Source organism: Ruegeria sp. AL1, assembly GCF_056540905.1.
In genome coordinates this window covers 37,492-60,065 of sequence record NZ_JBQFXP010000003.1, presented here as the reverse complement: position 1 = coordinate 60,065, position 22,574 = coordinate 37,492, and the positions used below count along the sequence as shown (strand labels likewise).

Here is a 22,574-nt window from a genome sequence, read left to right as displayed (position 1 = left end):
TGGGAAAGCACACAAATGTCAATACGAACGGCACTAGTAACGGTGCAGGATAGTGAGGGGCGCGCCGTAGGCAATGGGTTTCTAGCATTAGACGGACAGATAATAACCTGCGCACACGTTTGGGATGAGTGCAATGGTGTGGGATCGGTCCAGTTTAGAAACGTAGTCGACCGTCCCGTCTACCCTGTGAAAATTGCCCAAGGGGGATATTTTCCAGTTGCAAAGTCGCGTCAAGATGGCGTCTCAGATATTGCGATACTGAAGGTCGTTGAAGACCTGCCCAACGAAATAAAAAAGTCCGGTCTCAGCCTCGCCAGAGACGCAAAACCTGATGGCACCTCAATCTGCATCCACACTTATCTTAGTCGAGTCGATGAGGTGAAATTAGTTTCTGGTAGCTTAGGCGGGCTTAGTGACACCGGTCATCGCTGGATAGTTGCAGGCAATGATTTTTCTCAATGGGTTCAGAAAGGAACCAGCGGTTCAGCCGTGTTCACAGAGAATGGGGAAGTCGTAGAGGGGATTGTTAGTGCTATCGATAAAGAGTCCAAGGAAGCACTCATCGTTAACGCCTTGTCTCTGCGATTTGCGCTGGATGAAGTCGACGAGCCAGATGACCAACCCAGCCTGAAAATTGGTAAGAGTAACGTCAAGCCTATTCATATTGATCTCTTCAGTCTTGGAGATTGGCTTCTTCGTCACCCGGCGTCCAAAATGCTCCTGGAGCAGCCTAAAACCACTCTATCTAGCTTGCCGATTAGTGGTGTTCTCGACATTCTCAGAATCCTCGATGAAATTGAGCTTCCGAGCAATATACATACACACTTTGACGTATCCAGAACGCGCGAAGAAAGGGATGAGAAACTTATTAGCATTTCACTAGCGTATGCGTTGTGTGCGGATCACAACGCAAATTATCTGAAGGCCATCGTCGTTGACTGGGCTCGTCGAGTTTCTTCTGAAGATGAAAAGGAACGAGTTTCTTCTAAAATTTTGCGAGAGTTGTTCAAAACTATGAGATCATCGCAAATATCTACCGATGCACGACGGCGAATTTATTTTGAGATTCTAAATTCGTTTGAGAAATCAAATAGAAATACTAGGAAATCTTTTTATCCGTTTGTTGAGTGGATATTGAATATCAATAAGGGAAACTCACAGGATTTAGACTTCATTCTTGACGCACTTCTGGATTTAGATGCGGATCTATCAGAGAAGTCCGACAAAAACCTTTCCATCTCTATAAAAAATCTTATTGCAAAAACCTCTCTGAGAATCCGTTCTATCAGTGAAGAAAATGAAATATTTTATCCAGGAGTTGTTAAAGTAAATCAGTCAAGGCTAATTAGATATGAATTATTTTCAAGCATTACACCGATCACAAACTTTGAATGGTATAGCATCACAAGTCGAGGGAAATACGAAGCGGAAAGAAAGCCAATGCACCCTTATACCCTTTCTGTATTATCAGAGAGCGGTGAAGAACACTGGAACTTATTGTCCGCTAGCATTGATTCTTTTGTTGAAACTCTAAACCAATCTTCCGGTAATTATTTCTGGGATGTTCCAACTGTGTCCGAGTGGCTGGCATTGTCTAGTTGCGAGGATCAACCCTATCCCTGGGGACACGAGCCGCCAACCCCAGAGCGAGCAAATCTAAACTACGATATTGGTCAACGATCATTGAAGGTAGTCGGAAGATGCCCAACTGGTGCGACAAAAGATGGTGTACAGGATGCGTGTGGCAATGTTCACGAAGTTGTCAGAGTTAGAAGGGATGGTCAGTTTCCTGAAGGTTTTCGTTTGGCAGGGGGGTGTTTTCAGAATGCCCCTATGTCTTGCCAGTTTTTTCGAAAGTTCAAGCGCAAGCGCAAGCGTGGTGGGGAAGACAACCGACAGAACGTTGGCATCCGACTGGTACGAATTGCATCGAAAGATATTGAAAGTAGGAATTATGAGTTCGACTTTGAGGCCATGGAAGAACGAGATTGAAAACGTGCCTCAAACGGAAAAAAATGTTGCAACCTTACGTGAAGATGGTGCGCTGGTCAGAAACCGTCGAGATCGAAAGCTTGGAACAGATCGTTGATGAGATCAGTTTTTTAGCTTCCCGAAACGTCTTGCTTGTAGAAGGAACCGGACCTTCGATTAACCTCTGCGAATGCCTGCTTCGTCCCGCGTTGTGTGAGTTCAGCCAACCTTTGATTTTGCGATTGCAGCGAATGGCCGGTTTGACGGGCCGCACTGCAGCAGCGAGTTCGTAGTACGATCGGCAGCAAAGGGCCGCGCTTATCAATTTCCACATATTGGTGTAGTCTTTTCCGATAGCGTGTCCGGGTTTGATGTCGAAGATGGAAAAAGTACTGGGCTTTGGCGGGTTTTTCTTCAGGGCAGACGAGCCTGCTACTTTAGCGGCATGGTATCGTGACAATTTGGGCATTGACCTTGTACCAAACGACTATGAAACACCGTGTTGGACGTAGGAAGCAGGCGAGACTGTATTTGCCCCGTTCGAAAAAGTGACAGAGTATTTCGGGAACCAAGAAAAGGCATTTATGCTGAATTTTCGTGTTCGCGACATTGAGAAAATGATCGCACAACTCGAATCTAAGAATGTTGAAGTCCGTCGCGATCCAGATTCGCCTTATCCAAATGGCAAGTTCGCGTGGCTCAATGATCCAGAAGGAAACCCAATTGAGCTTTGGGAACCCGCCTAGCATTCGATCAGCGTCTCGGGGTTCCAAGCGGCTATCTTGCGACCTTGCGTTGTTTACCGGTTGTCGGATTTGCATATCCTCGCGCGTCCTTGCACCATGTGAATGATGCATGGAGGCGAAAATGATATACGCAATCACGATTTATGGGGAGCCGGGCGTGTTCGAAGCGCTGCCCAAAGATCGCCAGGACGAGGTGATGTCAGGCCACGGCGCACTGCAATCGGCGTTATCAGAGCGCGGGGAGTTCGTGTCGATGAAGCTGATGCCGCCGACCTCTGCCGTGATGGTCGAGCCCGCTTCGACCGAAGACGCAATGACACTGATCACTGACGGTCCATTCGCCGAAACAAAGGAGAACTTCCTTGGGTTCTATGCCGCGGAGTTCAAGGATCTTGATGAGGCATTGGAATTCGCAAAGATGATCTCATCCCCCGTTGCAAGGCTTGAGGTGCGGCCAGTGGCCTGGGCGGGTGGTGTGATCTCGTCGGAATAGATCATGTCGGACTGGCTTGAGGCTACATTCACTCTGCACCGACCACGCGCGCTTGCGGCACTGACCCGATTCTTCCGGGATATCGACATGGCGGAAGAGGCGTTTGCCGATGCCTGCCTGAAGGCTCTGACGGCTTGGCCCAAAGACGGAGCACCTCGTGACCCGTTGGCGTGGTTGTTGGCGACGGCACGTAACTCGGGCCTGGATCATGTGCGCAAATCACAGCGTCGTGCGGCAATCCTGTCGCGCCACAGTAAGGAGTTTCAGCCGATGCCCGCCGAAACACCGGACCCGGACGAGATGCGCGATGACGTATTGAGACTGCTGTTCATCTGTTGCCATCCGGAACTTGACCGTCGGGATCAGATTGCCATTGCGCTGCGCGTGGTCCTTGGGTTGAACGTGGACGAGATCGCGAGCGGATTTCTGATCAAGCCCAAGACTATGGAACAGCGGATCACCCGTGCGAAAAAGAAGATTGCCAGTAACCCGGTTGCTTTCGAAACACCCAGCCCGGTCGAGCGGGGTGCGCGCTTGGGCGAAGTCTCACTGATGATTTACTTGATGTTCAACGAAGGGTGGTCGACCTCGGGTGGTCCAAAGCAAATCAGGCAGACCTTGTGCGAAGAGGCGATCCGCTTGGCCCGTCTGCTTGCAGCCTTGTTTCCGGCAATGGGGGAACAGGCTGCCCTGCTGGCGCTTTTGTTGTTTCAACACGCCCGACGGCGTGCACGCATTGACGGGGACGGAAAGCTTGTTACGCTGGACGATCAGGATCGTAGTCTATGGGATCGCGCGGACATCGCCGAGGCGACGGGTCTTTTGCAAAAGGCCCAGCGGACTGGTCATCATGGTGTCTATATCATTCAGGCTGCAATCGCAGCGACACATGCCCAGGCGACCTTGGTTGATCAAACGGACTGGGCGTCGATTGAGAGTCACTACGCTGCCCTCTACGCATTGCAGCCAACGCCTGTTGTCCGACTTAATCAGATAGCAGCGCAGGCCAAGCTCCATGGCCCGCATTACGCGTTGAAAGCGATGGAGCCGCTGGCACGGGATTTATCGGCGTATCGCTGGTTTCATGCCATGCGCGGAGGGCTTTTGCAGGAAGCGGGTGACCACCAAGCTGCGATTGCGGCCTTTGAAACGGTGATGACCCTTGGTCCAACCGCGCCCGAATGTGTTGCGATCACTGAAAAAATTGCAATCAGTCAAAAAATTTTGCGTAGCTTGTAGGGATCGCGGCGCGTCGTGCGTCCTTGGATCAGACCCGTATGTGGCGGGTGTAACCAAGGGAGACGCACATGAGTATTCTTGAGATGACCACTGTCGGAAACTCCGGCTGGATCGGACATTCCGGCCCGGATCAGGGCAAAGCCAAAGCCTTCTATCAAGAGGTGCTGGGCTGGACGATCAATGACATGCCCATGCAGGACGGGTCGAGTTATTCTGCTGCTGTCGTAGGCGAAACCGCAATTGGTGGCTTTTCCCCCATGCCAGAGGATCACGGTAGCTGGACGATCTTCTTTACCGTGGCCGACGTGGACGCCAGTGTCGCCAAGGCTGAGGCCAAAGGCGCCGCGATTGTTCAGCCTGCGATGGATATGCCGGGGGTCGGTCGTATGGCCACTCTGACTGACCCGCAAGGGGCGCGGTTCGCGCTGATCACCTATGAAAGCATGGCATCTTGAGCGCGGCAAAGGAGGGATCAGATGGAACAGTTTCCGCAAATCGCGCTGGCCGTCACGGCAATGTTTGTTTTGATGAGCATTCCGATGGCGATTGCCGTTGGTGTGCGTCGCACCAAGACTGGAATTCCTTTGCTTCACGGTGAGGATGAAAGCCTGCTGCGACTGATGCGAGCGCATGGGAACTTCATCGAATATGTCCCGCTCGCCCTGCTGGCCCTTGCAGGGGCAGAGATTGCGGGAACTGCACCTTGGCTCGTCGCTGCCTGTGGTGGTGTGCTGTTGCTCGCGCGTGCCATTCACTATTTCAGCCTGAGTGCTTCGGTGAATGGCAGAGGGCGCGCGGTTGGGGCGGCGCTCACAACATTGACCATGCTGGTCCTTGCGTTGGCGATCCTCTGGCAGCTTTGGGTAACCAACTGATGCCCGTGGATGAAACACTGAACGCCCGCATTCGAGAGGCTTTGGCCGCTCATGTGGGCATTTCCGAAAAGCGGATGATGGGCGGGTTGTGCTTCTTTTTGAACGGCAACATGCTTTGCGGTGCACGGCGGCACCCGGACGGGGTAGGGCGGTTCATGTTCCGGGTTGGCAAGGCGAACGAGAGCGTCGCCCTGAAAAACCCCACGGCCCATGCCGTGATCCACGGAGACCGCAAGCTGGGTGGTTTTGTTCGAGTGGACGAAACAGATTGCGATGGCGCTGCATTGAAGCGTTGGCTGCACCTGTGCCTTGAACACGCCGCGGCGCTGCCCAAGAAAGACTGAACGGAGGACTTCATGGCCCAGTTTGACTGTTTCTCGCCTGAAGCGGTTGGCTTTCTGCATGACCTGAAAGCGAACAACACGAAAGATTGGTTTGCAGCGAACAAAGCGATCTATGAAACCCACCTGAAAGCGCCCAGCAAGCTGTTCGCCGATGACATGGCGCTAGCCCTGGGTGGACTGACCGGACAGGATCACAGCAGCAAGATCTTTCGGATTTACCGCGATGTTCGGTTCTCCAAGGACAAGACACCCTACAACGCCCATCTGCACCTTGCGTTCATGCCGACGGGGCAGGGGGATCAACCGCCGATGTGGTTCTTTGGGTTCTCTCCTGAAATGCTGTCCCTCGGTTGTGGGGTTTTTCAGTATGAAAAAGGATCTTTGGACGCATTCCGCGACGCTATGGCGGGTCCCCTCGGGGCGGAGTTAATCCAGACCACCAAAGAGATGCGAGAACGGGGCTACAGGATCGGTGAGCCGGAGTTGAAGCGTGTGCCGTCCGGTTTTGACAAAGACCACCCCCGTGAGGAAGCGTTGCGGCGCAAGGGCTTTGCAGTTTGGATGGATGCCGAGACCCAAGCCTTTGTTCTAAAGTCGAATCTGACGGAGCGAACAACCGCCGAGTTCGCCAAGCTGATGCCGGTGTTTCAGCTGCTTTCCCGGATCAAGTGACCCCACTATTGCGAACGCAGCGGATGGCGGCTTTTACGGGGTGCCGCAACTTGGTTCCGGTTGGATGAACGACAGGAATGGGCCGCTATTGCTGTGTCGAGTCTTCAGGTCACTTAGCGGCAGCTTCGAGCCGGTGCAGCGCTAAATCAAACACTTGACCCTCTACACCCAGAGCGCCGTCCCAAGGGACATGCTAATGGGTTTAAACATCTACCTACTGTTTGCTACCCTTTACCATGATTAGTCCTAACCGATATGCATTTCGCAAGATGACGTCAGCAGATTTTGCGATGATTTCGGCATGGCAATCGTACCCACATGTACGCGAATGGTGGGATACCAATGAGCCAAGCACGAACAGAGACCTGGAAGACACGCGGGTCGAACGATGGATCGTTTCGCTTGAGGTACGCCCATTTGCATATATCCAGGACTACACAGTTCACGGTTGGGAGGATCATCATTTCTTCTCCCTTCCACCGAGATCTCGAGGTATCGACCAGTTCATTGGCGAACCAGATATGATCGGGCGAGGGCACGGCCCGGCCTTCATTTCAGAGCATCTGAAAGGATTGTTCGCCGCAGGTGTCCCGGTCGTCGCAACAGATCCGCACCCTGAAAATGCACGCGCGATCGCGGCTTATAAGAAGGCGGGATTCTTTGCCTTTGGTCCTGCGCGGCAGACGTCTTGGGGGCCGATCTTGCCGATGAAGGCCAACCTTTAGATAATCTGGCTGCGCCAGCCTGTTCGTCTGGCGCAAGCGCCTTTTCCCTTAAACGACCCCATGTTCTGTTACTTGCAGCGGATGCGACACCGCCCAATCAGCAAGAAAGTCGGACATTTCAGGATCTGTTGCAAATTGCGCGGCTTTTCGAGGAAGTGGTAAACCTCTCTCCAGTACCAAGTGCGCACACTTGATGTGATGGCGATGTGCTCTTTGCGGACAGTTTTCGGACCCGTGGATGATAGTTGACAGCAGTGTGCCTCCGTACGCATTTGTTTGGTCTAGGTCCGGTTTCTGGTCCAGAAAATACGACATGACTTCGGGCATGCCTTCCCAACCAGCAAGGTGCATGGGCGGCATTCCCATCTCGTCCGGCAGATTTGGGTCAAAGCCAATTTCGACCAGGCGCTGCATATGAGGCAGGGTTCCTTCGCGCCAGACGAGGCGGCAAAGAAGAAACCTCATCTCTTGCGACAGGGTATTCATGTCGATCTGGTCGTCCTCCTTTGACGTACCGTCCGCTGCCCGAGCCAGTTGCTCTTCAATCAACCTCAACTGCGTGGATGCACCTGTGCGCTCCAGTACCGACGCCACATCCCGGCTTCCGAAGATGCGTGCAAAAGCATAAGGAGAGCGGCCGCGGCTCACGGCATTTGGGTTCGCGCCATGCTCCAACAAAAGCTGAACGATTTCGCCCGAAGTCAAACGCCGTGCCGCCTGATGCAAGGCGGGGATCACCAGTGTAGGGTCACCCGACGGATGAGGATTGATGCTTTCATTGGGATCAGCACCGTGTTCCAGCAACAGCCGAACTGCATCGGTACTGTTGAAGTCAATCGCTCTGGGCAGTGCATTTGTGCCCTTCGGGTTTGCTCCATGTTCCAGCAACAAACGAAGACCTTCGGTATGGCCCAGTTCGGTGGAATGGTAGAGGGATTCATTGTCGTCAGGATTTGCCCCATGTTCCCACAGCCACTTGGCCAACGGCATGTTGTCCGAATGGCCGATGGCGCCGTAGAGCGCGGACAAGCGGTGATCTGTCTCGGGGTCGAATGCAAAACTATCATTCACGTCTGCCCCGTGTTCGACAAGCAATTCCGCCACGGCGAGCATCTCGGGTTCTTTTTCAGGCGCTGTCTTGATGTAATTCGAAAACGCCAGATGGCAGATTGGTCGCCGCGGAGGGTATTCGCGCGTCGCGGCACCGGCATCCTGCGCGAGGATTTTTCGCATTGCGGCCACGTCATAGAGAGCGACAAGAAGAGGCACCTGACCGTCGGCGAGGTCCGGCTCATCTGCAAGCAAATGCGTGATCGTCTCGTTTGAGCCATTGTAAAGCGCCCAACGCAGCCGACCCTGTTTCTGCGCGCGATCCATACCTTGCGTTTCAACGGCAAGTTTCAATGCCGGCCAAGAAGCGTATCCAGTTTCTCGTGCGATGACATGCAGACAATGCGCGTGTTTGTAGGCCCCGTTTGCGGGGGTTGCGACAATGCCGTGCACGCGCAAGATGGCGCCTTTGTCGTCTTCTGTCAGAGCTTTGCCTAAAGCCTTGGCATCACGGCGCAGTTGATCGAGTGATTTGGTCATCGGTCTTCCCTCCACTGCCCGACGGTCCGCTAATCCGGGCTGAGAAACCGATGTGGTTTTCACAAATCCTGTGCGAGGTGCCGATGACAGCTTTCCGCGGACCAGGGGGCCGCCTCGGAACAGCCTCAGGTCAACGTAGCGCTTGCGGGAATGTCCCGCAAGTCGGCAGCGGATCAGAGGGCAGTTTGGGCAATTGCTGTTCGCATCGAATGGCTGCCGAGTAGGCGGCGATCGCGGCTTTTCGGTTGGCGACTTGCTACCGGCTTTTGGGCCAGTCAATTCATCGATTTTGACTGGCAATCAATGTATACTATCGGCTCTAGCTGCCAACCCAACTGCACGTGGGAGGATCGAATGGACGATAGGAGCAGCCCAACTGAGGGAATGATCGACTATGCAGGAAATTCCCTCCCGCAGAAGCACTCAATTCAATCTCGCGCGGACGATGTTCGGGAGATGGCCGATAAGGTTCTGGCCTCATCTGACGAAATACACATTGCTGACTATGGCTGTGGCACCGGGGCAAACGCGATCTTGTCGGTCAAGCCTGCCGTAAAGTCCTTTGTAGATCGCTATCCGGGTCGCTCCATCTTTGTTCACCATGTCGATCAGGCGGAAAACGATTGGAATACCCTGTTTGATTGTGCTGCTGGCCAGGACGGTTACACCAATCTCTCTTCCAGTATTCGCCCTGTTGCAAGTGTGGGTAGTTTTTTTTCAATGGCTGCACCGGCATCGTCTATTGATGTCGGGACTTCGTTTGGGGCGAGCCATTGGCTCAGCACACAGCCGGTAATCTCTTCAAAGGGCACGCTTTGGTTCGCAGATTTGCAGGGAGAAGCTCGCCAGGAGCTCAAAAGAAAAGCGCAACACGACTGGGAAAGCTTCCTTACTTTGCGACATCGTGAATTGCGAAGTGGCGGCAGGCTTATGGTCTCGACGCTGGGGGCAATTGCTGATGCGGGCGAGGTCAACGGAATTTGCAGTTCTGGCCGACATACTTACCGCGCGATGTACAACGTTGCCGAAACGATGGTGAGTGACGGGTTGGTATCCGGGCACGCGCTACGCGACTTCGTTATGCCAATCTGGTTTATGTCCAGGGAGGAAGCTCTTGAACCCTTTCAACGCAACAAGGAATTGGCAGATGGATTTTTGATCGAACGAGCAGAGGTAGCTCCGGCTCAGCAAAACCTGGAGGATATCTTTGCAGACCAGATCAATGCGCCCCAAGAATACGCAGCAAGCTATAAGGGCTTTGTTCGCTCCTTCACCGAGTCCACGTTCAGGCAATCTTTGTTACGCAGTGACTCTGAGCAGAAGACTGAAACTCTTCTGGATCAGTTTTATGATCGTTTTGAAGCAACCATCAAAGAAGGAGGGGGCAGATACGCCTTTGAGATCTGGTTGTTGACGATTGAACTTAGAAGACAGTGAGCGAACAACCATGCAGGCTTGTTTCAATCTCACTTTTTCACAAGGCTTGTCGAAATAGTTCGCCAGCCCTTTTTAATCTTCACAGGAGTGTCAAAATGCGTTTTTTCGCCGCCATGCTTCTTCTCACCCACGCCCTTGCTGCTTCAGCTGACGGCGCTCCGGAATGCGGCCAATTTACTGTCTACTTAGAAGACCTGAAGATCACGTCTGGTGGCGACAAAATTGGGGACGTCGCGGTCGGGCACGTCACGGTTTTCAGTGAAGATGGACAGGTCATTGGTATGCAAAACGTCACGACAATGATAGCGCCCGGCGCAAGTGAGGGTAAAACCCAGCTAATCGTTAACGCTTACTTGACAATTGACACCAACCAACTGATCTACTCTGGCTCCTACCCCGCCCCGAGCAGTCCCGACACTGTGCCCCATTTCGAAACGCAATTGGCAGTTGTCGGTGGCACCGGAGTGTTCCAAGGAGCGAGTGGTCAGGTGAAATTCTTCAAAAAAGACAACAAGCGTGCTGCCGCGTTTGATGTCAGGTGCACCGGTTAGCCAAAGTCTTCAAGTGCCGAGGGCGGTCAGAAGTAAAGCAAGCTACTGGCTAATTAGGCCTAGATGCAAATTGTATTTCCTGATTCGTCATTAGTCTGTCCTCAATTCAAGCCGGTCTATCAAATGCCAAAACATCACGGTTCCAGTTGCAACTTGGAAGGATGATCGGCTGACGAAGTTCGCGAAGACAGCGCGTCTGGGGCTTGCATTGTTGGTTGGCTGATTTTCTCCTGGCTCGATTGTCTCGAAAGGCTCAAAAGATTTGTTCTAGACAAAGGGTTCCTTATCGAATTTGGCAACAAGCAGGCTGTCTGCCGATTGCATTGCGCCATTCGTCCAACCCTGTGATACCGACCACGCTTCGTTGCAAATGTGTATTCCCGGAACGGGTTCTTGCATGTAGGCGATGGAGTCCTGTGGGTTCACCCCAATACCCCACAGATGATAGGCAGCACCCCAGGGCTCGCGCCCCCAGTTCTGGTAGGTCGCAGCAACAGGTTCGGGCAAGTCATCACCAATGTCGTGAGATTTGCGGACCTGACTCCAGACCTCTTTCACAAGTCGCTCAGACGCTGGAAGAAGTTTGCGCATTGATGGCGCGATAGGATCTTCGTTGGGCCCCGTCGCTTGATCGATCCAGTTCGGCGCACCAAAAGTCGACCCTTCGGACAACGCGTCCCAATACTCAATCATCTCGCCGTCGTGATAACTTGCCATCAAAAGCGCATGGCCAGACGTGTCGTCTACGCCCCAGCGATAAATCTGCCTTGCAGGCAAATCCGTGATAACACGACCGTCGGACAGGTTCCGAGGCGTCCACCAATCCTGATCAAACGCTAGATGCACCTTAGCCAGGGGCACTTTGTGCACACTGTCCACGGCCCTTGTGAAACGGGCGTCGCTTGCAAAAACGTCGGTGTCGATCAAGGAAGGAAAGGCATTTGGCGGAATTGCCAAGATGACCCGAGCAGTGGACACTTTTGCCTGGCCAGCATCTGTATGGAAAATCAGCTCAAAGCCCGCATCAGGCCGCCGCCGGAGGTCGACCAACTTGTGTTTTAGGTGAACCTCGCCACCGTTCGACATGTAGCTTTTTGCGATTGCCTGTGGGATTTGTTCAAGACCACCTTCCAGCTTAAGGTATTTGGTTTTGTACGCGAAGTCGCGTTCGAACCAGCTGATTGCGGTTTTGCTGTCCCAATTGGATAATGGGGAATTGTAACCCAGAACATCGCGCATGAAACTATATGTCTCGCGACTGCGCTCTTGCAGCAAAAGCTCCCACAGTCCCGTTCCACTGAGCGACAGCGTGCCGGCGGCAACCTTCTTGTTCAGATCGTTGATCGTATGGGTCAGTAGGTCTTGACCACTGGTGATGACCGCACGTTCCTGATCACTCAACGCGTATGGAAGAGTCGTGGCCTTGGACAACTCTGAGACATGTTGGCCGCGTAGGTAATATCCGGTGATCGGATAGGCAAAGTCCTGCAGCTTCTCATGCCCGACCATATCATCAACGACCTTAAGCGCGTGTTTGTCGGTGTGCCGCAACCGCATGCCACCGATTTCTGCAGTTTGCGTTGTCAAATCGGGGAAATGCAGCGAGAGGAGGCGCCCTCCGATCCGGTCCGTCGCTTCAAAGACGCCTACCTTTGGTCCCGGCGTCTCGCTCAATCGCATCGCACAAAACAATCCCGCCACACCGCCGCCTACTATTGCAACGTCGAGATCGGTTGTTCTGGTTTGTGCGTGAAGTACAGGCGACGCGAGAGTTATTGCACCAGCAGCGCCAGCTTGCGTTAGAAAGGTTCGGCGTGTCGGCATCGTGTATTCTCAGGTTGCTTAAAGAAATAATGCAGTACGATTGAACATTGGACGTAGCCTGCGCGACAGATTTATAGTGGCAAAATTGCTCATTTTAGCAATGGGCTTGTCATCCGGAGCGACGGTCATTGAATGTCCGACGATGGGCTTGAGTTCAGAATGCAAAACTTGAAGCCCGGACTGATACTGCGCTTTCTCTGATATTGACTGATCGCCAAGCGGGTGTATTCGGCTTCTTGCTGCGCTTAGAACGCATCTCCGAACGCTAGGCTTCGATCGGCCTGTCGGGTAGTCCAATCGCTTCTCGAATGTCTTCGGGCAACTTTAAGTCCGGTGCCAGCACGTCTACCTTGCCGGACGCGTTATCCGCCGCGAATGCGGCTTCAACTGCTTCGTGGGTTTTGCCGGTTTCCCTTAGGACCCAGGCTTTGACAAGCCAGAAATGCTGACAAGATGGCCGTAATTCGGTCGCTTCCGTTATTGCTGAAAGTGCCAGTTCAGCCTGTCCGTTCATCATTCGCGCAACGGCAAGCGGATAAAGACGGTAGGGTAGATAGGGATCGTCTTCGGAACGACTGACCGCCTCTGCCAAATATTTTGAGGCGATTTCCCAGTTTCCGACGATGAGCTCGAGGTAACCACGTGCCTCCATTCCAAGCGTATAGCCAGGACTAAGTTGCGTCAGGCGTTCTACGTCCTTTCTTGCCCCGTCAACGTCACCTATGAGGCGTGCACGTATTAGCGCACGAACATACAAAGGGTAATCGGACCGCGGCGAAAGCTGAACAGCTGTGTAAGAGCACTCCTGAATGCGTTTCAGTAGATCCGCATCAGCGCTCCTGTAGTACGCCGCCAGCACACACAACTGTGCCTCGCTCCACATTGCAAGCCCAGATGCATTCCGCGGATCGAGGCGAAGTGCGCGCTCCAAAAGGTCTATAGCGTGAAAATCGTCTGCAATCGTGGTGCGATAGACAAGCATCGCTGCACGGGTCCTCAATTCGCTGGAGCTCAATTGATCATCAGCCAATTTTGCCAGTCTTTCACCGTCAAAGGCATTGATCTGAAGTCGCAACGCGTCCGAGAGTTGTTCAGCGGCCCGGTCTGTTACCTCAAACAGATCCTGCGCGTCTCCTTGGAATACCCGCGACCATGTAACTTGCCCGTCGCTGCGGCGGACAAGACTGGCGGTGATCCTTGCAACCGTTGCACGGGTGCGAATCCGGCACTTAAGACTGTAGGTTGCTTCAGACTCGGCAGACTCGTCTGCTGCAAGAACTCTTACTCCGGTACGTCGCGACAGATTGTGGACAAGTTGGTCTTGTAAATCAGCCCCGGCTTCAAGGGTCTCGCGGGTTTCAGGTGTTGCTTTGACATCTTCGACCGCAATTACGGGCACAGCATCAATGCGTGTAGTCTGAAGTTTGGTCGGTCGCCATTGAAACCCGGTTACTGGATGCGCGACATTTTTGAGTTCAAATGTACCTGCGTCGCTAAAGCCCTTTGCAAGCCGGTCATCCAACTGCCTGCGCAGGTCTTCTGAAATCATAAAGCCGCCTGGCGGGGCCTCTGTCTGGAGGCGCGCGGTAATGTTTATGCCGGCACCGTACATATCTACATCATCTTCAACAATTTCTCCGAGATGAGCAGCAATCCGAAGTTGTATTTTCTCATGACCGGTCAATGCCGATTGGATCGACTGACCTGCCTCGACTGCATCTGTTACTGAGGGAAAAGCGAATATCCAGCCATCACCTAGACGCTTCAGCACTTCACCGCTACGCTTCGTGGCTTCTGGTTCCAACCACTTTTGCCTGAGTTCGCGGATCAATCCGATAGCGCCCGCCTGGTCAGATTCCATCGCAGACGTGTAGTCGACCATATCGGCCATCAGGATCACAGCAAGACGGCGTCTCATGCAAGCAACTTAGTCCGCCGAATAGATGTTGTCATGTTTAGCTAACACGCTATCTGGATGCAGATCGGATATGGCCGAAGGCACTTTCTCAATGCGGCCGTTCGTTCAACCGAAGCGAATTGACGCTTCGTCCCGCATCCGGTGAATTCGAAGACTCCGAGATTATGCATTTGCAGCGAATGTCAGCAAAGCGGGCGGCGTCCGCAGAATACCGGTGCCGTGCTGAATGTCGGCTAAGGGCCGGAACTGACGCTGTTTTCAGGTGCCAACGTTTGGCGGGGTGATATCGACTACGACAGGAAAGTGGTCGGAAATCTTCCAGTACTCGGTGCCAGCCGCCGTCTCACGCGGGACCTCATCTGGAGACACCCAGTCCGGAGTGTTTCGGGAATAGAGAATGTGGTCGATCATCACTCTATGGTAGGTATCGTTGAAAATCGGATCAGCGAAACGCGTCGTTGTCACTTCACTAAAATCAAGGCGCGCTCGATCGCGGTCAATCAAAGCATCGAAGAGCGAATTGCCGAGGCTTAGATCTGGTTTCCAGACGGAACCCATCAACGTCTCGACCCCGCTAGCGTTAAGCCGCATTTCTGATGTGTCGAAACCTGGGCCATCATTGATGTCACCGGCCACGATAAGCGGGAGCGACGCGGGGTCGGAGAGGTATACATCCAGAAAAGCTTCGCGAATGTGGCGACACTGCGCCAGTAAACGCATTCTATTTGCATCTGCTAGTTGCCACCAGCGCGACCATTCATGCGCGGCAAAGATTCCCTTCGATTTCAAATGAAGGCCCATGACATTGAAATCTGATCCCTGTGCCGGGTGGATCGTGACCCAGAGGGGGCGGAGCTCATAACGGAACCATTCGGGCACTTTGTCAGCACCGAGGTCGAGGAAGAACGGTTCTGTCGCAGTATGGATCAGCCCGTAAGCAGGGTCCTCCACATCTGTGGTGGTCATTGGCGTGTCAGCAAAAATTCCACGATCTGTTCTGAGTGCGATGCCCACGCATTGAGTTGAGGTGTTTTGACGTGAGTTGTCCGGGGCGGAAGGAAAGTGCGAACGCTGAATATGTATTGTCCATTCCGCATCGGAGATGGAGGCCATGAGGATTTCCATATCTTCAGTCCGATCAGGACCTTCGACAATCAGCAGTATATCCGGGTCTAGGTCAGCAAGACCCTCGCGCAGCAACGCGATGCGCTCCGCAACTGTGGGCCCCTCGTTTTCCCAAGGTGGACAGGGTCCGCGCACATTACGGTCACCTAGTTTGAGTGCGCTTGCATTGCTATCAACGAGGTCGTTGAGCCATTCCATGTTCCAGACGGCGAGTTTCATTAATGCAGCCTCCGTTCATCCCAATAAAGCATTACATTTAGCCTAGCACTGATTTGTGACAGGTGCCGCCGATAGAGGATACGGTATGTGAACAGCAGCTACCCAAAGAAGACCGTCTAAAATGATTGCCGAACGGCAAGTTCGTCCCGCGATGTGTGAGTTAGAATACGTCGGGATTGCGGCGGTGCGGCGAAAGTCCGGTTTGACGGGCACGTCGCAGCATTGGCGATCGTCGATCAAGGTCCGCAATGGGCCGTGACTCGCCGCAAGAGCGACTTGCAGGGAGTGTCAACGGTTAGCCAATAACGGGAACACTCGTTGAGTTATACATGTACTCGCAGTATTCCCTTTGCCGTAAAGTAGATAGATTTGAAGTCGCCGTGCAGCGAAAGTCGGGGCCTCGGATGTGGTGTTCAGCGCGGTTCAGCTCGTTGGTGACGGGGGCGCGGACCGGCTGGCCACTCGGCTCAAAGCCATTTGCGTTGCTTACCATTTTGGCGGCAGCTAAATCATGATGCGATTGCACCGAATCTCCACTGATATTGAATAACAATTTACACAGGTCCTAAAGTTCGGGATAGGACGTTGCTCTACCAACGACTACGAGCTCCATTCCGGCTCTTTAGAAAATAGAAAGAGGTATTTATGAAGCAGAGTATCTTCGTATTGGCTGCATTGTTGCTGGCGGGATGCGTTTCAACCGTGCCTCCGCCATCAGCATCTATCCCAAATCCCGGTCGCACGAGTGCTCCGGCCAGTTCACAACAGGCACAAGTTAGATTTCGGCAGGTCGCCTCTCGAATTGAGCCCGTCGCAGAGCGGGAATGTCGCCGCCAAACGCGGGGAGTGAATTGCGATTTTTTGATCCGAATTGATCCAAACAAGAATGCACCCTCAAACGCGTATCAGAGTTTAAGCAAGTCAGGACGCCCTGTTATCACAATGACCCAAGCGCTGACACGGAATGTGAACAATACCGATGAACTTGCATTTGTTATGGCGCATGAGGCCGCTCACCACGTTCAAGGGCATTTGGCGCGACAGGCCCAAAATGCGGCAGTTGGTGCGGTGCTTTTGGCGGGATTAGCGACAATTGCGGGGTCTGGGCCGAATGATATTGCCGCAGCACAAGACATTGGGGCCTTTGTTGGAGGGCGCAGCTATTCAAAAAACTTTGAACTGGAAGCTGATCGACTAGGTACGGTTATAGCCTACAAGGCGGGATATGATCCTCTCAAAGGTGCGCTGTATTTCGCACGAGTTCCTGATCCTGGTGATCGTTTTCTAGGGACACATCCTCCAAATGCTCAACGATATTATGCGGTGCAAGATACAATGACCCAAATCGGTCGTTGACCAATTTGAATTTGTGTTTTGAAATCCTGATCTCGGTTTTGCAAAGCTGAATGATAAAGGTCTGGAACGAACCGTGCTCGGACGTTGCAGCCTAAAATAAGAGTTTTTCTTCCCCATAGTGCGTTTGACCAACGATCAAGAAACGCGTAATGCCGCCATGCTGTGAACGGTGATTTCTGGCAGCAAGTGTCAGGTTTAGTCCGAAACAATGGGATCAAATTAGGGGAGCTGGTAAGCGTCCGGTCTGACTGCCCTGCCAGAGGAGCGCTAATGTCGGATAGTGTCCACTTAGCTAAGTGGACACTTAAGGGGCCGGGATGGCGAAGCGGCGCAAGCGCAGGAAGTGGAGCGATGACGAGAAGCGCATGATTTGTGCGCAGACCGTTGTTCCTGGTGTTTCGGTTGCTCAGGTGGCGCGGCGCTACGATTTGAACGCCAACCAGGTTTTCAACTGGTTGAAAGACCCGAAGTTTGTGCCGGACATTCAGGCCGCCGAGGATGAGGTCAAGTTTCTGCCGGTGGAGGTGATTGCAGAGCCTTCACGGCCAAAGTCCGTAACCTGACCGGCCCAAGTGGTTGGACGCGCTTCGTAGAAGTGCGACAACCTGATCCCCTTCGAATCCGCGATTTATAACCACATATCATTTCGCTCTCGTCACTGCTGTGACCGCTACAATTTTGGATACGGACCACAAGTCGAACACTTTAACTGCTTACTGGATGCGATTTAGGTTCGATCAAGCACCGCGCTTCATCAGCGTCTTTGATGGCAATTCACCAAAAAACAAGCGATAGTCCCGTGCGAATTGACCCATGTGCCAAAACCCGTGCTTGTTAGCAATGTCAGCAATTGTTTCTGAAGAAGTTTCCTTGAGCAAGTCTTCACGGACGCCATCCAGCCGCAAACGGATGTAGTAGGTCTTTGGACCATGTCCAAACCGTTCTTTAAATGCCCGGTTCAAAGTACGCAGTGAAGCGCCACTTGCTGTACATAGCTCTTCGATTGAAACAGGGTTGTGCAAATTGCCGTTCATCAACTCTAACGCCCGGTTGAGCGCGCGACGCCTGGTTTGGGCTGAACTTTTATCCCTGTGGACGGAGCTGCTTGTCAGAATGGTCAGCACTTCAACCATCAAGTCCTCATCAACATCCTCTGACCACAGCTCCTTCGTGCTGTTCAACAACGTTCCCATCCTGCGTTCCAACCGGTCCATCCTGTGAGCATTGTTCTCGGATATCTCCAACCTCACCGCCGGGTTGTCAATTTCCAGAAAGTATCCACAAGACTGCGCAAGGCTCTCTAAACGCCGAGTGTTAAACGACACAACATTGCCAAAGAAGCGATCCGTCGATACACCATCGAACCCATCATTGTTACCGAAGCTAAGGAAAGCGTCGTACTCCATGTCGCACCCCTGCCAGGAGTTCAAGGTGCCCTGACGTGAGATACCGAATGTGCTCCAGCCGTCAGGTGAGACACCGCGTTGATGGACGGCACCACTGAGCGAGATGTTCAGCACAGAAGCGTTCTGGCTGGAACGAACAGTGATCTGTGTCGACAAGTGTCCAGGGTCCAACTGACGAAAATCCATCTCCCATGGTGTCATCGCCGCAAGATCATTGGGATGCATCAAATCGAACCTGAGCGCAGGAGAAGCGGCATGACGGGTGCCAGCATCGTTTTCATGCAAGTTTGGCCGATTTTTGATGTGGTCCATTTCAGCATCCTGACACTTTACCGGTAAAGAAAACAAACTGGAGGGGGGCCAAGTCAAGTGTCGCGCCAAGCTTCGAACCCGCGCATGGGCAGGCCTCGTCTGCCCGATGCCGACGCCCGCTCCGAGAGGGTTGTGACCTTTGTTACTCCGCCCGAATACCAGCGTCTTACAGAATTAGCAGATCAATCCGAACAATCACTATCGGCCCAATGCCACGACCTTCTTGCCGAGGCGTTGCAAGAAGTGGCTACCAACAGGAGAACCCGCAGTGAAGACTAAATTATCTTACATGGCGTCAGCTGCTGCCATGCTTGTGTTGTTATCAGGCGCGCATGTTTCCGCGCAGAGTGAACCAATTGTTCATGACGGCGAGTTTGACTTCCTGCGTGCTCAATTTGGCGAGCAATGGGATGCGCAAGATGTCGAGATCGACTCTAAACTTGCTGAGATTCGCACCGCCAACGGCGGCAAGCCCCCAAACTTTTTGTACATTCTGATCGACGACATCAGCTTTGGTCAGATGGGTGAGCGAAAGATGAACTATGTGATGGGGATCGAGACACCCAACATCAACGATTTTGCCCGGGAAGGCATGTCGTTTATGCGCATGTATACCGAACCCTCGTGTACGCCGACACGTACCGCCATGTTGACTGGGCGCCATCCGATCCGCGCGGGCGTCGAAGAGGTCAAGGTGGCCCTGGTCGGCGAAGGCCTACCAGCAAGCGAAGTTACATTGCCGGAAATCCTCAAGCAGGCAGGGTACAATACCTCTCATGTCGGCAAATGGCATCAGGGCGATATCGAAGAAGCGTATCCTCACAATCAGGGGTTCGACTATGCGGCTTTTCCCCTGCACCAACAGGTGCAGCTAAGTCTGATGACCCGCGAGGCTATGCAGGCGAACAATATGCTAGGATACCACGCCTCGGGTCAGAACAACCAGTTTTTGCTGGATGAACGCTTCAAACCTTACGGTTTGGTGACTGGGGTTGAGGCCGAAGCAGGTGGACTCGCGCGCGAGGTTAAAATGGCTCCGGGCGAAGAGTGGACCCAAGCCAAATACGAAGAGATGAATGAACGCTATCAGGCACAAACACTGGAACAGCTAGAGCGTGTTGCCGCGTTTGACGAGCCGTTCTTTCTGCAATACTGGCCTCTCTATCCGTTGAACTTTGTATATCCTGATCAGGCCCTTTCGCGTAACGGAGGTTTCCACGCGGACAAGCTCCAGCTTTTGGATGGATGGATCGGAGAGGTACTGGCCAAACTGGAAGAGACGGGTGAGGCCGACAATACCATCGTTATGATCATGGCCGACAACGGCCTGATGTACCATTTCGAAGGAACATCGGGTCTGAACCAGCTCATCTATCGCGGTGGCAAGACCCAGCATCTGGAAGGCGGCGTTCGTACGGATGCATTTATTCGCTGGCCAGGTGTGATTGAAGCCGATAGTGCCGCTGGCGACATCTTTCACGTCTCAGACATCTACACGACGATTGCGCGTATTGCTGGGGCGACAGATTTCATCCCGCGTGACCGGGTGATTGATGGCATCGACCAAACAGCATTGCTGCTAGAGGGTGAGGGCAACGGGCGACGCGACTACGTGTATGTCTACGAAGGTCCTGTTCTGCGGTCTATCGTCAAGCAGGAATTCAAGATGCATCTGCCTGCGCCGGGCGCGCCGGGTGCTGCCGCGCCAACCTATAATGTCTATCGGGATCCGCGCGAAGAACACCCGTTGGTTGGGTATTCTCTTTGGGCCGGAGCCTCGTTTCAGGACATGGTCAAGCGCCATCAGAAAATGATGGCCAAGTATCCAAACTCGGAAATCGGCAAGGACATTCCTTATGGCGGTATCGAGAACCTGCGTCCCGAAAGCGAAGAAACGCGCGACGTGTTCATGAGCTGGCAATAAGCCATTCGGCCGGGCGCGGAGGCTTCAACTCTGCGCCCGCATTCAAACTTGAAATGTCATAAAGGCCCCGGAAATGAAAAATACCTTTTTCGCCGGAAATAAATGGCGGTTACCTGTGCTTGCTTGCGCGCTTTGCATCGGGGTTGCGCCATCCGCACGTGCGGAAAATCCGACCTGGGACTTCACCGGCTACCTGTATCTCTGGATGCCTGCTTTAAGCGGTGAAACAACAACAGGAAACAGCATCGACATCGGTTTCAGCGACATTCTGGACAATCTGGATTTCGGGTTTATGGGCGCTCTCGAAGCGCGACGCGGTAAAGTCTCGGTATTTGTTGACGCGTTGTACCTCAACCTGAGCAACGATCAGGACAGTGCGGTTGGTCCAGGAATTCCGGTCTCCGCTGACGTTGATGTTGAAGGGACGGTGTTTACGGGGTCGGTTGGGTATGACTTGATCGACGCAACAGATGCCCGTTTCATTGTTTTAGGCGGGGTCAGAAGCCTTAATCTGGACAATACTGTTGACCTTGCCGTCGGCGGCGGCTCGCAACGTGTTTCCGGTTCGATCAACAACTGGGACGCTGTTGTTGGCATACGTGGAACGCGTCAGTTCAGCGACCGTTGGGGTATGTCATATTACGCAGATATCGGCGCCGGAGAAAGCGACCTGACAACACAGCTAAGCCTGGCGGCTAATTACAAGATCAACAACTGGGATCTGGTGGTGGGCTACCGGTACCTGGATTGGAACATCGGAAATTCACAGGCGATTTCGGATCTGACCTTTGACGGCCCCTTCGTCGGCGCTCGGTTCGATTTCTGAAGCCATCACGAGATGCCGTTTTGAAGTTCTTAAATTGTGAAGCCAGGAGCGTCGAACACAGCTTCGTATACACTCAGGAGGAGTAAGCAAATGAAAATCGCACGAGCAACAATCGTAGCTGTCGCCCTTTGCGCTTTGGCAGTTACAGATCAAGCGCAAGCCAACGAGGACCGCGCCATCCCAATCGAAGGCGTTGCCAATACCAGAGACCTTGGTGGTCTTAAAACCAAAGACGGCCGCACAGTTCGAAAGGGACAGCTTATCCGTTCCGGTGAAATCGATGACATGGGGACGGCAGGGATGACCCTCGTCGAAGACCTCGGCGTGACGTCCATTGTCGATCTTAGAACCACGTTGGAAGCGACCGCCGATCCAGTTCTCTGGCCCGATGGACAAGGACCCGCGCGCTACAATTTTGCGGTGATGGAAAAAGAGGCTCAGATGATCGAAGACATGCGCGCAAGCATCAAGTCCGGGACCGCAACCGAAGAAGAAACGGATACGCTTTTTTTCGATGCCTTCGGATATATCCCGACTGACTATACGGAAGAACTAAGGGACGTGTTTGACGTGCTGATCAACCAGCCCGAAGGTGAAGCCGTGCTCTACCATTGTTCGGGTGGGAAAGACAGAACCGGTGTCACCACTGCCCTGGTCCTGAGCGCCTTGGGGGTCACGCGAGACGAGATTGAGGCGGATTTCATGATGAGCAACGTTCTCAAGGATGCCGACAACGCGTCTGTGAAGATCGCAGAGCAGGTTAACGCTGAACACGGCACCAGTATGCCGCCCGAGGCCGTGTGGCCCTCGTTGGGTGTTCGAATGGGGTATTTGGACAACTTCTACAAAAGCGTGAACGAAACCTATGGTTCGGTGGATAACTACCTGCTTGAAGGTCTCGGCTTGACGGATGACGACTTGGAAAAGCTGCGCAATCGTTACCTGGAATGATCCAATTCGACCGTGATTTTGTTCGGCACAACCAAACACTTGCGACCAAGACACGCTAGGATAAGGCGCT

The 22,574-nt window shown here is 53.2% G+C and carries 21 protein-coding genes; 16 read left to right on the top strand and 5 right to left on the bottom strand.

Annotated features, from left to right (window positions below):
- Positions 1–15: 15 nt before the first annotated feature.
- The 9 genes from ACRZ9X_RS05705 (at position 16) to ACRZ9X_RS05665 (ending at position 7,065) form a co-directional block, all read left to right on the top strand.
- A complete protein-coding gene (locus ACRZ9X_RS05705; RefSeq protein ID WP_480516705.1) occupies positions 16–1,992 on the top strand; it encodes a trypsin-like peptidase domain-containing protein in 1,977 nt (658 codons plus the stop codon).
- 563 nt (positions 1,993–2,555) lie between these two features.
- Complete coding sequence (locus tag ACRZ9X_RS05700) at positions 2,556–2,717, top strand: VOC family protein (protein WP_480516703.1); 162 nt, start codon at positions 2,556–2,558, stop codon at positions 2,715–2,717.
- A gap of 121 nt (positions 2,718–2,838) precedes the next feature.
- Positions 2,839–3,210, top strand: coding sequence for a YciI family protein (locus ACRZ9X_RS05695; protein WP_480516701.1), 372 nt, complete (start codon positions 2,839–2,841; stop codon positions 3,208–3,210).
- Between the two features lie 3 nt (positions 3,211–3,213).
- Positions 3,214–4,449 carry an RNA polymerase sigma factor gene (locus tag ACRZ9X_RS05690; RefSeq protein WP_480516699.1) on the top strand — a complete coding sequence of 412 codons (1,236 nt, stop codon included), beginning with the start codon at positions 3,214–3,216 and terminating at the stop codon, positions 4,447–4,449.
- 68 nt (positions 4,450–4,517) lie between these two features.
- Complete coding sequence (locus ACRZ9X_RS05685) at positions 4,518–4,904, top strand: VOC family protein (protein ID WP_480516697.1); 387 nt, start codon at positions 4,518–4,520, stop codon at positions 4,902–4,904.
- Positions 4,905–4,925: 21 nt separating this feature from the next.
- On the top strand, positions 4,926–5,324 hold the full coding sequence (locus ACRZ9X_RS05680) for an MAPEG family protein (RefSeq protein ID WP_480516695.1): 399 nt from the start codon (positions 4,926–4,928) through the stop codon (positions 5,322–5,324).
- Complete coding sequence (locus tag ACRZ9X_RS05675; protein ID WP_480516693.1) at positions 5,324–5,668, top strand: TfoX/Sxy family protein; 345 nt, start codon at positions 5,324–5,326, stop codon at positions 5,666–5,668. The genes ACRZ9X_RS05680 and ACRZ9X_RS05675 overlap by 1 nt, the downstream gene beginning before the upstream one ends.
- Before the next feature lie 12 nt (positions 5,669–5,680).
- Positions 5,681–6,340 carry a DUF2461 domain-containing protein gene (locus tag ACRZ9X_RS05670; RefSeq protein ID WP_480516691.1) on the top strand — a complete coding sequence of 220 codons (660 nt, stop codon included), beginning with the start codon at positions 5,681–5,683 and terminating at the stop codon, positions 6,338–6,340.
- A 269-nt stretch (positions 6,341–6,609) separates the two neighbouring features.
- A complete protein-coding gene (locus ACRZ9X_RS05665; RefSeq protein WP_480516689.1) occupies positions 6,610–7,065 on the top strand; it encodes a GNAT family N-acetyltransferase in 456 nt (151 codons plus the stop codon).
- A 48-nt stretch (positions 7,066–7,113) separates the two neighbouring features.
- Here ACRZ9X_RS05665 and ACRZ9X_RS05660 read toward each other — a convergent pair whose 3' ends face one another.
- On the bottom strand, positions 7,114–8,955 hold the full coding sequence (locus ACRZ9X_RS05660) for an ankyrin repeat domain-containing protein (RefSeq protein ID WP_480516687.1): 1,842 nt from the start codon (positions 8,953–8,955) through the stop codon (positions 7,114–7,116).
- Between the two features lie 54 nt (positions 8,956–9,009).
- On the opposite strand from ACRZ9X_RS05660, the gene ACRZ9X_RS05655 reads away from it, so the two are divergent.
- Both ACRZ9X_RS05655 and ACRZ9X_RS05650 read left to right on the top strand, forming a co-directional pair.
- The gene (locus ACRZ9X_RS05655) at positions 9,010–10,092 is read left to right on the top strand and encodes a class I SAM-dependent methyltransferase (protein WP_480516685.1); all 1,083 of its coding nucleotides are present in this window, start codon (positions 9,010–9,012) and stop codon (positions 10,090–10,092) included.
- A 95-nt stretch (positions 10,093–10,187) separates the two neighbouring features.
- Positions 10,188–10,643 carry a hypothetical protein gene (locus ACRZ9X_RS05650; protein WP_480516683.1) on the top strand — a complete coding sequence of 152 codons (456 nt, stop codon included), beginning with the start codon at positions 10,188–10,190 and terminating at the stop codon, positions 10,641–10,643.
- Positions 10,644–10,910: 267 nt separating this feature from the next.
- Here ACRZ9X_RS05650 and ACRZ9X_RS05645 read toward each other — a convergent pair whose 3' ends face one another.
- The 3 genes from ACRZ9X_RS05645 to ACRZ9X_RS05635 all read right to left on the bottom strand — a co-directional run bounded on the left by ACRZ9X_RS05645 (position 10,911) and on the right by ACRZ9X_RS05635 (position 15,729).
- The gene (locus ACRZ9X_RS05645; RefSeq protein WP_480516681.1) at positions 10,911–12,467 is read right to left on the bottom strand and encodes a flavin monoamine oxidase family protein; all 1,557 of its coding nucleotides are present in this window, start codon (positions 12,465–12,467) and stop codon (positions 10,911–10,913) included.
- Positions 12,468–12,732: 265 nt separating this feature from the next.
- A complete protein-coding gene (locus tag ACRZ9X_RS05640) occupies positions 12,733–14,385 on the bottom strand; it encodes a hypothetical protein (RefSeq protein WP_480516679.1) in 1,653 nt (550 codons plus the stop codon).
- A 258-nt stretch (positions 14,386–14,643) separates the two neighbouring features.
- Entirely contained in the window at positions 14,644–15,729 is a 1,086-nt protein-coding gene (locus tag ACRZ9X_RS05635) for a hypothetical protein (RefSeq protein WP_480516677.1), read from the bottom strand.
- 645 nt (positions 15,730–16,374) lie between these two features.
- Between ACRZ9X_RS05635 and ACRZ9X_RS05630 the strand changes: the two genes are divergently transcribed.
- Together ACRZ9X_RS05630 and tnpA are read left to right on the top strand one after the other, a co-directional pair.
- Positions 16,375–17,085, top strand: coding sequence for a M48 family metalloprotease (locus ACRZ9X_RS05630; protein ID WP_480516675.1), 711 nt, complete (start codon positions 16,375–16,377; stop codon positions 17,083–17,085).
- Between the two features lie 317 nt (positions 17,086–17,402).
- Entirely contained in the window at positions 17,403–17,648 is a 246-nt protein-coding gene (gene tnpA / locus ACRZ9X_RS05625; RefSeq protein ID WP_480516673.1) for an IS66-like element accessory protein TnpA, read from the top strand.
- Positions 17,649–17,822: 174 nt separating this feature from the next.
- On the opposite strand, the gene ACRZ9X_RS05620 is transcribed toward tnpA, so the two are convergent.
- Entirely contained in the window at positions 17,823–18,803 is a 981-nt protein-coding gene (locus ACRZ9X_RS05620) for a helix-turn-helix domain-containing protein (protein WP_480516671.1), read from the bottom strand.
- A gap of 268 nt (positions 18,804–19,071) precedes the next feature.
- Here ACRZ9X_RS05620 and ACRZ9X_RS05615 point away from each other — a divergent pair, with 268 nt between their 5' ends.
- The 3 genes from ACRZ9X_RS05615 (at position 19,072) to ACRZ9X_RS05605 (ending at position 22,504) form a co-directional block, all read left to right on the top strand.
- On the top strand, positions 19,072–20,727 hold the full coding sequence (locus ACRZ9X_RS05615; RefSeq protein WP_480516669.1) for a sulfatase-like hydrolase/transferase: 1,656 nt from the start codon (positions 19,072–19,074) through the stop codon (positions 20,725–20,727).
- 73 nt (positions 20,728–20,800) lie between these two features.
- On the top strand, positions 20,801–21,553 hold the full coding sequence (locus ACRZ9X_RS05610; protein ID WP_480516667.1) for a porin family protein: 753 nt from the start codon (positions 20,801–20,803) through the stop codon (positions 21,551–21,553).
- A 90-nt stretch (positions 21,554–21,643) separates the two neighbouring features.
- Positions 21,644–22,504, top strand: coding sequence for a tyrosine-protein phosphatase (locus ACRZ9X_RS05605; RefSeq protein WP_480516665.1), 861 nt, complete (start codon positions 21,644–21,646; stop codon positions 22,502–22,504).
- Positions 22,505–22,574: the final 70 nt, after the last annotated feature.